Origin of the sequence: Argonema antarcticum A004/B2 (genome assembly GCF_023333585.1) — a bacterium.
Classification (GTDB): Bacteria; Cyanobacteriota; Cyanobacteriia; order Cyanobacteriales; family Aerosakkonemataceae; genus Argonema; species Argonema antarcticum.
Genome location: NZ_JAIQZN010000141.1, coordinates 1 through 13,974, shown reverse-complemented (window position 1 = coordinate 13,974; position 13,974 = coordinate 1). Strand labels below are relative to the sequence as shown.

The 13,974-nt window shown below is 45.9% G+C and carries 11 protein-coding genes; 7 read left to right on the top strand and 4 right to left on the bottom strand.

What is annotated here, in order from left to right; all coding sequences use genetic code 11:
* Positions 1–118: 118 nt before the first annotated feature.
* From LAY57_RS32790 to LAY57_RS32765, 6 genes are all read left to right on the top strand, one after another.
* Positions 119–943: a MotA/TolQ/ExbB proton channel family protein gene (locus LAY57_RS32790; RefSeq protein WP_249071381.1), complete on the top strand. Its 825-nt coding sequence runs from the start codon at positions 119–121 to the stop codon at positions 941–943.
* A gap of 343 nt (positions 944–1,286) precedes the next feature.
* Complete coding sequence (locus LAY57_RS32785; protein WP_249071380.1) at positions 1,287–2,018, top strand: ExbD/TolR family protein; 732 nt, start codon at positions 1,287–1,289, stop codon at positions 2,016–2,018.
* A 450-nt stretch (positions 2,019–2,468) separates the two neighbouring features.
* Positions 2,469–2,933: a rhodanese-like domain-containing protein gene (locus LAY57_RS32780; RefSeq protein WP_249071379.1), complete on the top strand. Its 465-nt coding sequence runs from the start codon at positions 2,469–2,471 to the stop codon at positions 2,931–2,933.
* Between the two features lie 94 nt (positions 2,934–3,027).
* Complete coding sequence (locus tag LAY57_RS32775; RefSeq protein WP_249071378.1) at positions 3,028–3,585, top strand: DUF3122 domain-containing protein; 558 nt, start codon at positions 3,028–3,030, stop codon at positions 3,583–3,585.
* 222 nt (positions 3,586–3,807) lie between these two features.
* Positions 3,808–4,257, top strand: a complete 450-nt coding sequence (locus LAY57_RS32770; RefSeq protein WP_249071377.1) for a pyridoxamine 5'-phosphate oxidase family protein — start codon at positions 3,808–3,810, stop codon at positions 4,255–4,257.
* A 300-nt stretch (positions 4,258–4,557) separates the two neighbouring features.
* Positions 4,558–4,953 carry a phage holin family protein gene (locus LAY57_RS32765; RefSeq protein ID WP_249071376.1) on the top strand — a complete coding sequence of 132 codons (396 nt, stop codon included), beginning with the start codon at positions 4,558–4,560 and terminating at the stop codon, positions 4,951–4,953.
* Between the two features lie 301 nt (positions 4,954–5,254).
* Here LAY57_RS32765 and LAY57_RS32760 read toward each other — a convergent pair whose 3' ends face one another.
* Positions 5,255–7,072, bottom strand: a complete 1,818-nt coding sequence (locus LAY57_RS32760) for an aspartate kinase (protein WP_249071375.1) — start codon at positions 7,070–7,072, stop codon at positions 5,255–5,257.
* 227 nt (positions 7,073–7,299) lie between these two features.
* On the opposite strand from LAY57_RS32760, the gene LAY57_RS32755 reads away from it, so the two are divergent.
* Positions 7,300–11,205 (top strand): PAS domain S-box protein, encoded by a 3,906-nt coding sequence (locus LAY57_RS32755; protein ID WP_249071374.1) that lies wholly within the window; start codon positions 7,300–7,302, stop codon positions 11,203–11,205.
* Between the two features lie 523 nt (positions 11,206–11,728).
* Here LAY57_RS32755 and LAY57_RS32750 read toward each other — a convergent pair.
* From LAY57_RS32750 to LAY57_RS32740, 3 genes are all read right to left on the bottom strand, one after another.
* The gene (locus tag LAY57_RS32750) at positions 11,729–12,607 is read right to left on the bottom strand and encodes an Rpn family recombination-promoting nuclease/putative transposase (protein ID WP_249071373.1); all 879 of its coding nucleotides are present in this window, start codon (positions 12,605–12,607) and stop codon (positions 11,729–11,731) included.
* Positions 12,608–12,682: 75 nt separating this feature from the next.
* On the bottom strand, positions 12,683–13,117 hold the full coding sequence (locus LAY57_RS32745; RefSeq protein WP_249071372.1) for a hypothetical protein: 435 nt from the start codon (positions 13,115–13,117) through the stop codon (positions 12,683–12,685).
* A 429-nt stretch (positions 13,118–13,546) separates the two neighbouring features.
* On the bottom strand, positions 13,547–13,974 hold a 428-nt coding region (locus tag LAY57_RS32740), incomplete at its 5' end, for a DUF4351 domain-containing protein (RefSeq protein WP_249071371.1).

Here is a 13,974-nt window from a genome sequence, read left to right as displayed (position 1 = left end):
GTGGATGGGGTGCTGCCGACAGTCCCAGATGAAACAGGAAGTTTTTGTTAATGAATGTTAGCAAAAATCGAACGGCTAAACGGAGGAAACGAAGATTGTGGACAATATTCTTAGAGTGATTAACAACCTAGAAATTTTTAGGGATGGCGGGCCATCGATGTGGCCCTTGTTGGTACTGTCGATCCTGTCGCTGAGTGCGATCCTGGAACGTTTGTGGTTTTGGACAAGAATCCTGACTAGGGAAAGAGATATTGTCAACCGCGTGCTGGATGCTGCCAATCAAGATTGGGGAACTGCTGCGGAAATTGCCAGACGATCGACCAATAAGCCCATCGGGCGGTTTCTTTATGCTCCCTTGCGACTATACCAACCCGAACCGGAAGTGTTTCGATTGGCGCTAGAAACGGCAGCAGAAGAAGAATTGGGTGATATGCGGCGGGGCGACAAAATCTTAGAAGCAGTGATTGCCTTAGCACCGCTACTGGGACTTTTTGGTACGGTTTGGGGTTTAATTGTTTCCCTGCGCGATCTTCGCATTAGCGATATCGGAACGGCGGCGGCGTCTGAGGCAACTTTGGGAATTGGTCAAGCGTTGATCAGTACGGCTAGCGGGCTGGTGGTAGCAATTTTCAGTCTGGCTTTCTACCGCTTGTTTCAAGTTTTCTTATTCAACCAAATCAAAATTTTTCGCAAGTCAGGGAATGAATTGGAGTTGCTTTATCGGCAGTTTTGGTCACAGTCACAATCTGAGTATAGGCGTTATGCGATCGACAACAACAGCGTCACTCCCGATCTACCAAAAGCAAGAGTAGACAGTTCTAACGATTTACCAAAACCAAAATTAGACAGTTCTAACGATCTACCAAAAGCAAGAGTAGACAGTTCCAACGATCTACCAAAACCAAAATTAGACAATTCTAATTCTGTGGAAAATCCCGATTAGTGCCCGTGCGGATGCCGTTTTGCTGCTAATGCAACGTGGCAGAAATAACCCACCAGTTCATAAGTAGTTAAATGCCTGACACTCAAAGGATTTTTGACTGCGTGAATGAGTGAATGAGTGACTTTCGCGTAGTGGTAAGCTAACACGCATCTAATTCGGATATTTCTAATCCGGCAATCAAACCTTCAATTCCTCTCCCACTCCCCCACTCCCCCACTCTCCCACTCCCGCTAAACATACAAATTAAATGCGTAGCAGCTTACTAGGTTGTCCTTTAGTAAGATACCGCCAGTACCATGACATTAATTCAACACCAGTACTTTTCCTTACCCCTACTTGCAGAATGAAGATTAACCAAGATTCCTCACCTGAAGAGATTCGGATTGAGATCGTACCCTTGATTGATGTAATTTTTTGTATTCTGACGTTTTTTATCCTGGCTGCTTTGCAATTTACTCGTCAGCAGGCGATTAGCGTTGATTTGCCCAAAGCTAGCAGCAGCACTACCACGCCGCAGACGCGCCAGATGTTAATTGTCAGCATCAATCCTTTTAATCAAATCTATGTAGAAAATCAACTGGTGATACCAGAGGAACTGGAACAAAAATTGCGGGAATATCGCCAGCAGAATCCCGATGGAATGATGGTTCTGTATGCTTCCAAGACGGCTTTTTACAACGATGTCGTGCAAGTTTTGGATAAGATGCGGCTGGTGGGAGGCGATCGCGTGGCTTTGGCAACCCTGCCCGATACACCTGCACAAGTCCCTTCTTCCGATTCGTCCGTTCCATCTACCATCCCTGGTTCTACCACCCCTAGTTTGACGCCTTATTCTCCCGGCATTAACCCCCCCTCTACGCTTACTCCAGGCTTGACGCCCTACCCCGGCACAAATCCCCTCAATCCTTATAATCCTTCTAATCCATATCCCACGCCCAACCCAGGGCTCAACCCCACTCTTCCTAATGGGGTGTTGACACCCACTGTGCCGCCTTCTAGTGGCGTTCCCGAACCACCGGGCACAACGCCGACTCCGCGAACCTCAGCTACTCCCGGAACTTCTAGAACTCCTTAAACCTAGTATTTTATACCTATAAACTGCTATCAAAACGATCGTCTTTTTTCCCACCTTTTACTCACGATGACGATTAACAGGGGGTGCGGAATGTGGGTTAAGAAGGGGGATAGGAGTATTCTCTTGCGTCCCCTTCTTAAGAGGGATGCGACGGGATCGAGACTCGACTATAAATTGAGAGATATAGCTAGGAACTAGGGGCTAGGAGCTAGAATCCGCCAATGTTGCAGAAATTAAGAACGTTCTAACTGACTTTCATCGGTTGCTATACAAAGGTTTTTAGGCGATTTTTGACACATATAGTCAGACACAAATTAAAGATATGACCGGATTTTCCCTCTCAAGAGTTCGATTGGATTGTTGGTTCCGATCGAACGGCACATTATGGGGTTTGATGTTTGACACCATTTACCGATCCTCTAACACTTTGAAAGGAGACAAAATAAGGATATGAGGAAATTTTTTCTAAGGTTATTGCTGGTAACTTTATCATTTATTTGTATTTTGGCGATCGCACCAATGCCAGTCATAGCAGCTAGTTCGATGCCCCAAGCTCAATTATCGTCAGCGCTCGATAATTTTTTGACTTCTCTTCCTCGTAATTATTACACGATTACAAATACAGAAGCTCTCAAAAGTATTGTCAAAAGCGATAATGCTTCATTAATTGATGTCAGACAGCCTTCTGAATATACCTCCGGTCACATTCCAAACGCCATTAATATCCCCTTACAAACTTTAATCGCAAATCTTGATAAAATTCCCAAAGATCGCCCTGTAGTTCTATATTGCACAACGGGTTATCGAACGGCAATGGGAGTTATGACTTTGCAAATGTTAGGATATCCTAACGTCAGGGGTTTTCCTCCTAGTATTCAAGGTTGGAAAGCGGCAGGAGAACCTTTGGAAAAGTAGGATGTAACTATTTATTTAGGCCACCCAACCCAATCCAGCATAACTGGCTAGAAAAAAGACGATCGCATTCAGTTTCTCAAAGAGAGTAATATTTATGATCGGATGTTTTGTCAGGAAAATATTTTCCCAGTTACTATTGCTGGTCACCTTAGTGTTAACTGTATTTCTGGGGTTAGGAATATTTACTAATCCCCATGCAGTCGCAGCAATTACACAACTGGAGGAAGGACCAGGACAAATGGTTTACCAATCTCGGCAAACCCTCAAAGATCAGCACGGTAATAACTGGCAGGCGATCGCTTTTAAACGTATTCCTCCTAATGGCAAAACGAGTTTTGAACTGCGTTTAGTGGGTTTCCCAGGCGTGGTAGAAATCGACCGCAGTAAACCCTTATTGTTGACTAATTCACTGGGTAAAACACTGACTGCTGATGATACATCCAGCATTATTTTTACTGATTTATCCGCTCCCGAATCTAATGTAGGTCAGTACGATCTTCAGCCGTTGTTACCGCAGTTGCAGCCAGAAATACCTTTAAAGTTGACCCTGGCAGCGATCGACACTTCGACTTCGCTCAGTGAGGCGATTTATCTATCAGTTCCGCCATCTTTTGTGCAAGAGTGGCAAACTCTCCTTTTTTCAGGAGAGTAGGTGTTAAAGCAGTGACAAACCTCGTCCTTTTATTGACGCTTTCTGAACAGGTTGCTGACTCTAATCATTGACCTTCAAGCATTCACTCTATCTAACGGATACAAAGTGTGTGCTGTGACAAAAGTCTTGCTTCAGTTCTGCAATCATTTGTTATGAGCTAGGTTTAGCTATTGTCGATCTGAAATAATATCAATTGACTGAATCTTGAGAAGGAGAATAGTGATGTTAGATATTGATGAAATGGGACAAGAAGAAATCCAAGGCTTCCTACAACAACTAGGATACGGTCATCTGGGCTACATACACGAAGGAAAACCCTACGTGATGCCAATGCACTATTATTTCAAAGATTCGGATATTTACCTGTTTACAACCGAAGGTATGAAGACTCATGACATAGACGCGAATCCAGAAATTTGTCTACAGGTTGAAGAAATTCACGATCCACTTAATTGGCGCAGCGTGATTGTAACGGGTCGAGCCGATCGCCTCACAGAACAGCAAGACATCGATCGAGCGATGGAATTAATCAAAGCGCGTAATCCAACACTTTCTCCTGCTATCAATCGAACTTGGAGCGATTCTTGGGGACGTGCAGAGGCAATTGCCATCTACCGCATTCATCCGATTGAGATGACCGGACGAACGACTGATGGCGTCAGTAGTCACTAGCGATCGATCTCGATCAATTCAATCAATTTATTCAGGAAATAACCAAAATAAAACAGCCCTGCTGAAGAAGGGACAGGAGTATTCTCTTGCATCCCCTTCTTAAGAGGGATGCGAGGGGATCGATCTTCGACTAAAAACCAGAGATCCAAAGGTTTTTAGGCGATTTTTGACATCTTCTAAAAGTGTAGCAGGTAGTGAAATTTATATCGATTAGTAGAGGGAACCCTCGGATTGGCGAGTTAAGGTAATTATTGTGGGTGTTTCTACCATGCCCTAACTTAAAATCGGAGGAATTTTAATATGGATTTCGTTGATATTCTGATTACTTGGCTGGTTACTGCTTCTAGTTTGCTGATTCTGACGAAGCTACCATTGGGAATTGAAATCGATAACGCAGGAATAGCCTACATTTCGGCGGTGGTTTTTGGGCTCGTAAATACTTTGATCAACTTCTTTGTTTTGACGATACCGAATTTCTTCACTTTTGGCTTGTACGGATTTTTGGTGAAGATACTCACATTGGGTTTGTTTTCATTTGTTATCAATGTCATAGCCTTGACTGTAGCTGCTAGATTGGTCACAGGCTTTCGTTTGGAAAAAGGAATTGTGAGTGCTGTTTTTGTGGCGATCGCACTTTCTTTGGTAGGCAGTTTGATTACAACTTTGGTGGTAGGTCAACCAGCGGCAATTGTTTAAATAGTTTTGAGTGTTGAGTTTTGAGTTAAGTAGGTGGGCGTAATTAAACTGAACACCCAGAAACCCGGTTTCTTGAACAATACCTTCGCCAAACCGAAAAATGGACGCGCTTTGTAGGTTGGGTTGAGGCACGAAACCCAACGCATTTGTTGGGTTTCTGAACACCCAGAAACCCGGTTTCTTGAAGAAACCGGGTTTCTAAGACCCCGCAGTTTTACGTTTAATTATGTCCACCTACTTAGTAGAGTGGAGCTAAAGTAGGGTGCGTTAAGGCTGAGCCTAACGAACCCTACTACTTTAATTAAGCGGGAACTTGGATTTTATGAGTACCGGCAAGATTAAAGGCGTTGTGGATTGCTTGCAAGGCGGTAACGCCTTGTTCTTCGGCGACAACGCAGCTAATTTTGATTTCTGAGGTAGCAATCATTTGAATGTTGATTTGGTGTTTTGCCAGTGCCTCAAACAGACGCGCTGCAACGCCGGGTTGCCCCTCCATGCCGATGCCAACGGCGCTGACTTTGGCGATCGCATTATCAACTACAATCTCGCCGCACCCCCATTGTGAGACTACCTCCTCCAGAGTTTTCTTTGCCGCAGCAGCATCGCCTCGCACTACGGTAAAAGCAATATCCCGTCTGGGTGTACCATCGACGATGCGACAGCGCTGAGATTGGATGATCGTATCGACGCTAATATTTTGCTTAGCTAGTTGTTGGAACAACCGCGCTGCTGTACCAGGACGATCGGGAACATGACGTAATGCTATCCGCGCTTGCTTGAGATCGAGGGCGACACCCCGCACTGGAGAGTGGGGAGTGGGGGAGTGGGGGAGTGGGGGAGTGGGGGAGTGAACTGGGGAACTGTTGACATCGAAGGCGGCACAAAGGATGCCGATGGCCCGATCGCAATCCGAGACATCAATTACGCAGCTGACTTTCACTTCTGAGGTGGAAATCATTTGAATATTGATACCCGCACTGGATAGAGTGGCAAACATTTGCGCTGCAACGCCGGGACGCCCGATCATACCCGCACCGGCGATACTGACTTTGGCAATTTGCCCATCTACAATTACTTCCGCTTCGTCTACTTTTGGGCTGTTACCTCGGAGGACAGGTGCGATCGCAGATGTCACCGCTTCGGCTTTTTTGAGGACGCCAATGCTTACAGTAAAGGCTATATCATTGGTATTGCTTTCGTGAATTGACTGGATAATCAAGTCAACATCCAAGTTTTGAGTGGCAATTTCGCCAAACAAGCGTGCCGCGACTCCCGGACGATCGGGCACCCGCAGCAGCGCCACCTTAGCTTGATCTGTATCAAATTCCACCGCATCCACCGGGCGGACGAGTTCCAAATCTGACAAAGCTCGCTTTTGGCTGATTTGGGAGACTACCCAGGTGCCGGGATCGTCACTCCAGCTGGAACGGACCACTAAAGGGACGCCGTAGTTGCGGGCAATTTCCACCGATCGCGGATGCAGCACTTTAGCGCCCAAACTGGCTAATTCCAACATTTCGTCGCAGGTGATTTCCGAGATTAACTGGGCATCTGGGACAATGCGAGGGTCTGCCGTGAAAATGCCCGGTACATCGGTGTAAATTTCGCAACAGCTAGCGCCTAAAGCTGCCGCCAAGGCTACGGCTGAAGTGTCGGAACCGCCGCGCCCCAGGGTGGTAATTTCCAATTCCTCAGTACTGGAGATGCCTTGGAATCCAGCTACTACAACTACTTTGCCTTGTTTGAGGTGGCGCTCGATGCGATCGGTCTCAATTCGCAAGATGCGGGCGCGGCTGTGTTCCGCTTCCGTGACGATGCCAACTTGGGCACCAGTAAGAGAAATCGCCGGTTGCCCCAACTCCTGTAAAGCCATACTGAGGAGAGCGATCGATACTTGTTCGCCAGTAGAAAGTAGCATATCCATCTCGCGGCGACTTGGCGAGCTGGAGATTTCGTAAGCTAACTTAACTAAACCGTCGGTGGTTTTGCCCATCGCTGAAACCACTACCACCACAGAGTTGCCAGCTTGGGCTGTTTGACTGACCCGCTGGGCTACTGCGGTAATGCGATCGACCGATCCGACTGAAGTTCCACCGTATTTTTGGACAATTAGTGCCATGATCTTTATTTCCTTGTCATTTGTCGCCAGTCAATTGCTAATTACCAATGACTGATGACTAATGACCAATGACAAAATAACAATTAACCTAATTAAACTTACCAGACTATACTAAGACGCATCAGTATAACTTCTATTTTGTTTATCAACAGCAAGCACTAGCTTAGTGCCAAAGTGCTTATGGGATGGGGTTCCTCGCGCCGAATAGCTAACAAGGAGGTTGGCAGATGGATGGTTTGCCCGAACCTGTAAAGGCGACTTTACTGGATGAAATTTTCCCCGATGGTGGGGAGATGGGTCAACTTATGCGATCGCTTGACTGGTCGGTTACTCCCCTTGGCCCTGCGGAAAGCTGGCCTCAAAGTTTGCGGACATCTGCGAGCATTTGCTTAGCGTCCCCCTTCCCCATTCTGATCTGCTGGGGATCGGAAGCGATCGCAATTTACAATGATGCCTATCGCTCCATATTTGGTGCCACAAAACACCCACAGGCTTTGGGACAGCCAGGACGCTCAGCTTGGCCGCAAATCTGGGAAACGATCGGCCCGATGCTGGAAGGCGTTCTAAACGACGGTAGAGCGATCCAGTCTGAGGATATCATGCTCCTCCTAGAGCGCAACGGTTATATGGAGGAATGCTATTTCACTTTTTCTTATAGTCCGATTCGGGATGAGACGGGCGGGATTGGTGGTGTATTCACCGCCGTCACGGAAACTACTCGCCAGGTACTATTAGAACGCGACATCAGCGATCGCAAACGGGCAGAGAAAGGATTATACTGCCGAGAACAAGAATTTAAAGCAATGGTGGAAAATTCCCCCGATATGATTGCGCGTTTTGACAAAGAATTGCGCCACATTTACGTTAACCCAGCTATAGAACGAGCAACGGGAATACCAGCGCCAAAATTTATTGGAAAAACTAATTCTGAGTTAGAAATTCCCCAGGAGATTTGTTCCTACTGGGAAGAAAATATTCGCTATGTTTTTGAGACAGGCTCGGAGCGAGTTATGGAATACGAGTTTCCCAATCAAGGAGAAATTCAATATTATCAATCCCGTCTTGTCCCAGAATTTGCCAAGGATGGTTCAATCGAATATGCGATCTGCATTACCCGCGACATTACTCAATTAAAGCAGACCGAGGAAGCGTTGCGAGAAACCAATCAAACGCTGGAGTGCTTGATTCAAGCTTCCCCCTTAGCAATTATTGCTCTTGATATTCAAGGCAAGCTGAAAATTTGGAGTCCAGCTGCCGAACGGCTCTTTGGCTGGAGCGAACAAGAAGTAATTGACGATTTTCCGCCCTTTATTCCTGAAGAGAAATGGCAAGAGTTTCTGGCATTGCACCAAATAAAATTGCAAGGTAAATTGCTTGCGGGTATGGAAGTGCGTCGTCAAAAGAAATCGGGTGAGGAGATCGATATTGCTGTTTGGGGGGCAGCGCTGCACGATGCTAAAGGCAATATTTCGGGTACTATGGCTGCAATTGCCGATATCAGCGAACGGCAAGCCGCCCTTCGCGATCGCAAACAAGCCCAAGCCGAACGAGAACAACTGATTAAGCTCTTAGAAAGCGAGCAGGCGCTCTTAGAAGCGGTGTTGCAGCAGATGCCAGCCGCTGCGATCGTTGCCGAAGCGCCTTCAGGAAAGCTGCTGCTTGGCAATAAGTTGGTAGAAAAGATTTGGCGTCAGCCTTTCCTAGAAGCAGATACGATTGAGCAATACCGAATTTATCGGGGTTTCCACCTTGATGGACAACCTTACGAAGCGGAAGAATGGCCCTTAGCGCGTTCTATTAGGAATGGTGAAGTAGTAACGGAAGAGGAGATTAATTTTCAGCGCGGCGATGGCAGTTACGGGACAATGCGCGTCAGTTCTACCCCAATTTACAACTACGAAGGAGCGATCGTTGCCGGAGTGATGACTTTTTACGATATCACCTCTAGCAAACGAGCAAAAGAAGAACTTAGAGCAAGTGAGGAAAAATTCCGAACTCTCGTTAATTCCATGCAGGATATCGTCTTCACTTTGGATCGGGAACAACGCTTTACCGGCGTATTTGGTTCTTGGTTGGAGAGAACAGGCTTTCAGGCAGAATTATTTTTGGGTAAAACGCCACAGGAGATTTATGAATTGCAAAGTTCAGATTTAAGATTGCTGCAATCTGAAATCTCAAATCTGAAATTACAAGCGGCTATTCACGAAGCGCATCACAAAAAAGCGCTTTCGGGAGAAACGGTTGTTTATGAGTGGTCATTTGAAAATGTTAATGGTACCGAATATTGTCAGACTTCCCTATCGCCGCTGCGAGATGCCAACGGGGATATTATTGGAGTAGTTGGAGTGGGGCGCGATATTACTCAACTGCATCGTGCCAAGGAAGTGCAGCGTTTTCTTGCCGAAGCTAGCAAAGTGCTGACGGCAACTCTTGATTATGAGACGACGCTGAAGAGTGTAGCGCGTCTGGCGGTGCCTTATTTGGCTGACTACTGCGTTATTTTCGTGTTGGAGGAGGATCGGATTCGCCGGGTGGCAGTTGCCCACAGAGATGCGGCAAAAGAGGCTCTGCTCAAGGAACTGCAAGCGTACCCGCTCGACCTCAATTCGGAAGCTCCTGTGGCTCAGGTGCTGCGTAAGCGTCAGCCGTTGCTTGTTCGTGAGGTTTCCGATTCCATGTTGGTGGCTATTAGCCGGGAGGTTAACGAGGATAGCATCCTGCGCGAACTCGATCCGAAATCGTTGGTGGTGGTGCCTCTTGTGGCGCGGGGGCGAATGCTGGGCGCGATCGGTTTTACCTTAGCAGAGTCGGGGCGTCGATATGTGCCTGCTGACTTAGTTTTGGCAGAAGATCTCGCCTACCGCGCCGCTTTAGCTTTTGACAACGCACGGCTATACAGCAAAGCTCAAGAAGCTAATCGGATCAAAGATGAGTTTTTGGCAATTGTGTCTCACGAATTGCGGACGCCTTTGAATGCCATACTGGGTTGGGCAACTTTGCTGCGTACCCGCAAGTTTGATGAAGCAAGAACAGCGCTAGCTCTGGAGACGATCGAACGCAATGCGCGGATGCAAAGTCAGCTGATTGAAGATCTTCTGGATGTCTCGCGAATGCTGCGGGATAAACTCTCCCTCGATCTCCGTCCCCTCGATCTCGTTACGGTGATCGAAGCAGCTACCGAAGCTTTACGTCCAACAGCTCAGAATAAGAATATCGAACTGAAATTAATATTGGGCGATCGGGATTGTTTCGTCTCTGCTGATTTCAATCGCTTGCAGCAAGTTCTGTGGAATTTGCTCTCTAATGCGATTAAGTTTACACCCTCTAGAGGACAGGTGGAGATTCGACTGGAGAAATTGCAGATTTCAGATTTAGGATTGCAAATTGAAGAGGGAAAAATTCAATCTGAAATCTTAAATCTCAAATCTGAAATTTCATCTGCCCAAATCACTGTGAGCGATACTGGTAAAGGCATTAGTCCCAATTTTCTGCCTTATGTGTTCGATCGCTTCCGCCAAGCCGATAGTACGACGACAAGAGAACAAGGAGGACTGGGATTGGGATTGGCAATTGTGCGTCACTTGGTAGATCTCCACGGCGGTACTGTCTCTGTGGCTAGCGATGGAGAAGGAAAAGGCTCAACTTTCACGGTGAAATTGCCAGTCCTCAATAGTCCTGAGTTCCCAGCGATCAAGCTTGAGTCTGGATCTTCTCGATCGAGCTCGATCGCAACTTCCGTTGCACTACTTGATGTGCGAATACTTGTTGTTGATGACGAAGCTGATACGCGAGATTTCCTCACTACAGCACTCGAACAGTATGGGGCTAAGGTAATGGCTGCGGACTCGACGGAATCGGCGCTGGAGGCATTGCAGGAGTGGAAGGCAGATGTGCTGGTAAGCGACATCGGGATGCCTGGTGAGGATGGTTATGCTCTGATCCGCAAGGTGAGAGCCTTGGAGTGGGAGGGTGGGCTAGAGCTTCCGGCTGTAGCGCTGACGGCGTATGCGATGGAAACAGACCGGATCGAGGCTCTGAATGCGGGTTTTCAGAGGCATTTGTCGAAGCCGATCGATCCTATTGAGTTGGTGAGTGCGATCGAACAACTTCTCAAAAGTGACATACTCAGTTAATAGAAAATACCAATAAATTTTAACAGATAACTAATGACAAACGGAGATATAATTGTTTTACGACCATCATCAAAATTAGTGCCATGACTGCCTCAATTACTACAGTCATCCAGACATCCCCGACAACGACTTTGCCTCAGTGGAAACCTGCCACCTGGGAGGAATACTTAGTATAGCTAGGGACTAGGGGCTAAGAGTGCTAGGGACTAGGGGAAGAAGTGTTTAGAATCCGCCAACGTTTCGGGAATTGAGAATGTCCTAACCGACGAAAGCGGTTGCTATATATCGCGACGCTCCAACTACGGAATGATCCTCCCTTAATGTTAAATATTTTAGTTTTAAATCGAGCGAAAATAGCTTTTTTTATTTGATTCGGCTCGATCGTACTGATGCTGATAAGCCAAACTGATTAATGGCGTATAATGCTTATGTGGCAATAGATTGCAATTACTAATTACCCAAAAACATTGTTTTTTACAGTATGTACGATCGAGCCAACTTCCAGCCTTCTTTGATATTTTGCCTAGTTCAGATTATCCAACCAAGCGGTTAAATCTTCTGGTGCTGAAAAATCCAACAGCGCCTCAGCTAAGTTCTCTAACTGAGAAATTGATAAACCACGAATTCGCTCTTCTGTAGTGGGTGTAAGTATCCCCACCCGCCGCCGAAGTAGACGCATAATCACTGATGTCTCGCGTTCGATACTTTGTTGGATACCTTGTTGGATACCTTGTTGGATACCTTGTTGCAGACCTCGCTGCACGCCTTTTTCGATAATTGCTTGGTAAAACGAAGATTCTTCCATATTATCCTCCCTCAATAGCTGAGCAAGTTCATTTGGTTTATGCAGCAAACCCGCCATGACTGCGGTACAAGTTAATATTTCCTGTCGCTGCGCGGGGTCTTCTATTAATTCTACCTGTGCTACTACTTGCTGCAACAGCACTCTGGGTGAGTCGGTGCGAGTTAACGGTGCTAGCGGTAAAAGAGCGGGTTCGGCTAAAAAAGGTGCGGGGTCTTCTTCCCATAACCGAATGACTCGATAGGGATGTACGGTGTTTCCTACTTGAAATCTGTCTGTGAAAACTAGCGGTGAGTCGCTCCGTTTCAAAAAAATTACTACCTGCTCTATTCTACATCTATATTTGCTGTAAAGACGAACCCAATATTTGATCATTCGCTCTGGGATGGGTGGGTCTGAATATGGTAATCTTTCAAACTCTAGGTGCAGGATAGTATTGCCGACTTGGAGTAAGATTAATGAATCTGCTCTGATTGGTTCGGCGGGTAATTCTGTTTTGAGGATTTGTACGTTTGTGGATTCTTCATTAGGTAGCAACCAGCGGACAAAGCTAGCTGGGTTTTGCGATGCGATGTATTTACAGGTGTTGTCGTATGCCAAGGTTGTTTGGTTTGACTATTAATAAGGAGTGTTTTTGGATTTTATTATGTTTGCTAGTAAATTTCAATGGGAATTTTATGACTGATTCAAAATCTCTAAAAACTCTTGTATAATTGCATCTGGCTGTTCTTTGCATCGAATCGTGTCGTAATGTTGGACGATCGCAATTCCCTGAGTTTGAAAAGTCCGATCGCGCTCTTCTGATTTTACCGCATCTTCGTCGGATACTTCACTATCAATTTCAAGAATACCCAATTTACCTTGGTGGAAGATGAGAAAGTCAGGTTCTTGGTTTTGTCTACCTTCGGTCGTTGTCAGTCGCGCTTTGGAGTTGGGGATAAAGAGGATGTTGGCCCGATCGAGTGCTTCAGCTATTTTAACTTGTGCTTGTGAACGAAGAGGTAAGTCGTTCCAGTAATAGATTTTTTCTTCTGAGTTAGATTTAATTTCTTGGTTATGAGCTTCTTTATCTAATTCTGTTTTATCATCATGTATGATTGTTTTATTCAAATCAGCTTGACACGAGTCTGCTTCACTTAAATTTGAATTGGCACATAGCCTAGCTCCACTTAGGTCTGCTACACTTAGTGACGGCTATCCTGGCAAAGTTCACCGTAGTTTAGAAAGAAACTACTCAGATACAAAAGATGAAATGGAATATGATGAGCTTTTGGATGTGGTAAAAGAAGTTATGAGTGACTATCCTGAGTGGTCTTGGAATGGACAAAGATGGATAAAAGATGAAGAATGAAGATGAATAAAGAATAGACTAAGCTATTTAATCGGGCCATCAACACCCACCACCACCTCAACAGCATTAGAGAACTCAGGGGAAAAAGCTCGATCCTTCCATCAACCAAAGCTTGGAGGATTGTTTCAGAAAAGGGTAACACCCCATCTAAATTAATCAAAAGGGGTGTTTATTCCCTACCATTTTATCTAATTCAGATTATCCAACCAAGCAGTTAAATCTGCTGGCGATGAAAAATCCAACAACGCTTCCGCCAAGTTCTCTAACTGAGAAAGCGATAAAGCGCGAATTCTCTCTTCCGTGCTAGGTGCGATTTCTCCCACCCGCCGCATCAACTGGCGCAGAATTTGGAAGAATGCCTGCTGTTTTTGTCCTTGTTGCAAACCTTGTTGCAAACCTTGCTGCAAACCTTGTTGCAAACCTTGCTGCAAACCTTGTTGCAAACCTTGCTGCAAACCTTGCTGCAAACCTCGTTGCTCTCCTTTGTCCACAATTTGCTGGTAAAACAAAGAATCTTGCATATTATCCTCCCGAAATAACTGACTAATTAGATTTGGTTTATGCAGTAAACCCGCCATTACTGCGGTACAAACTAATATTTCCCTTCGTTGTGCGG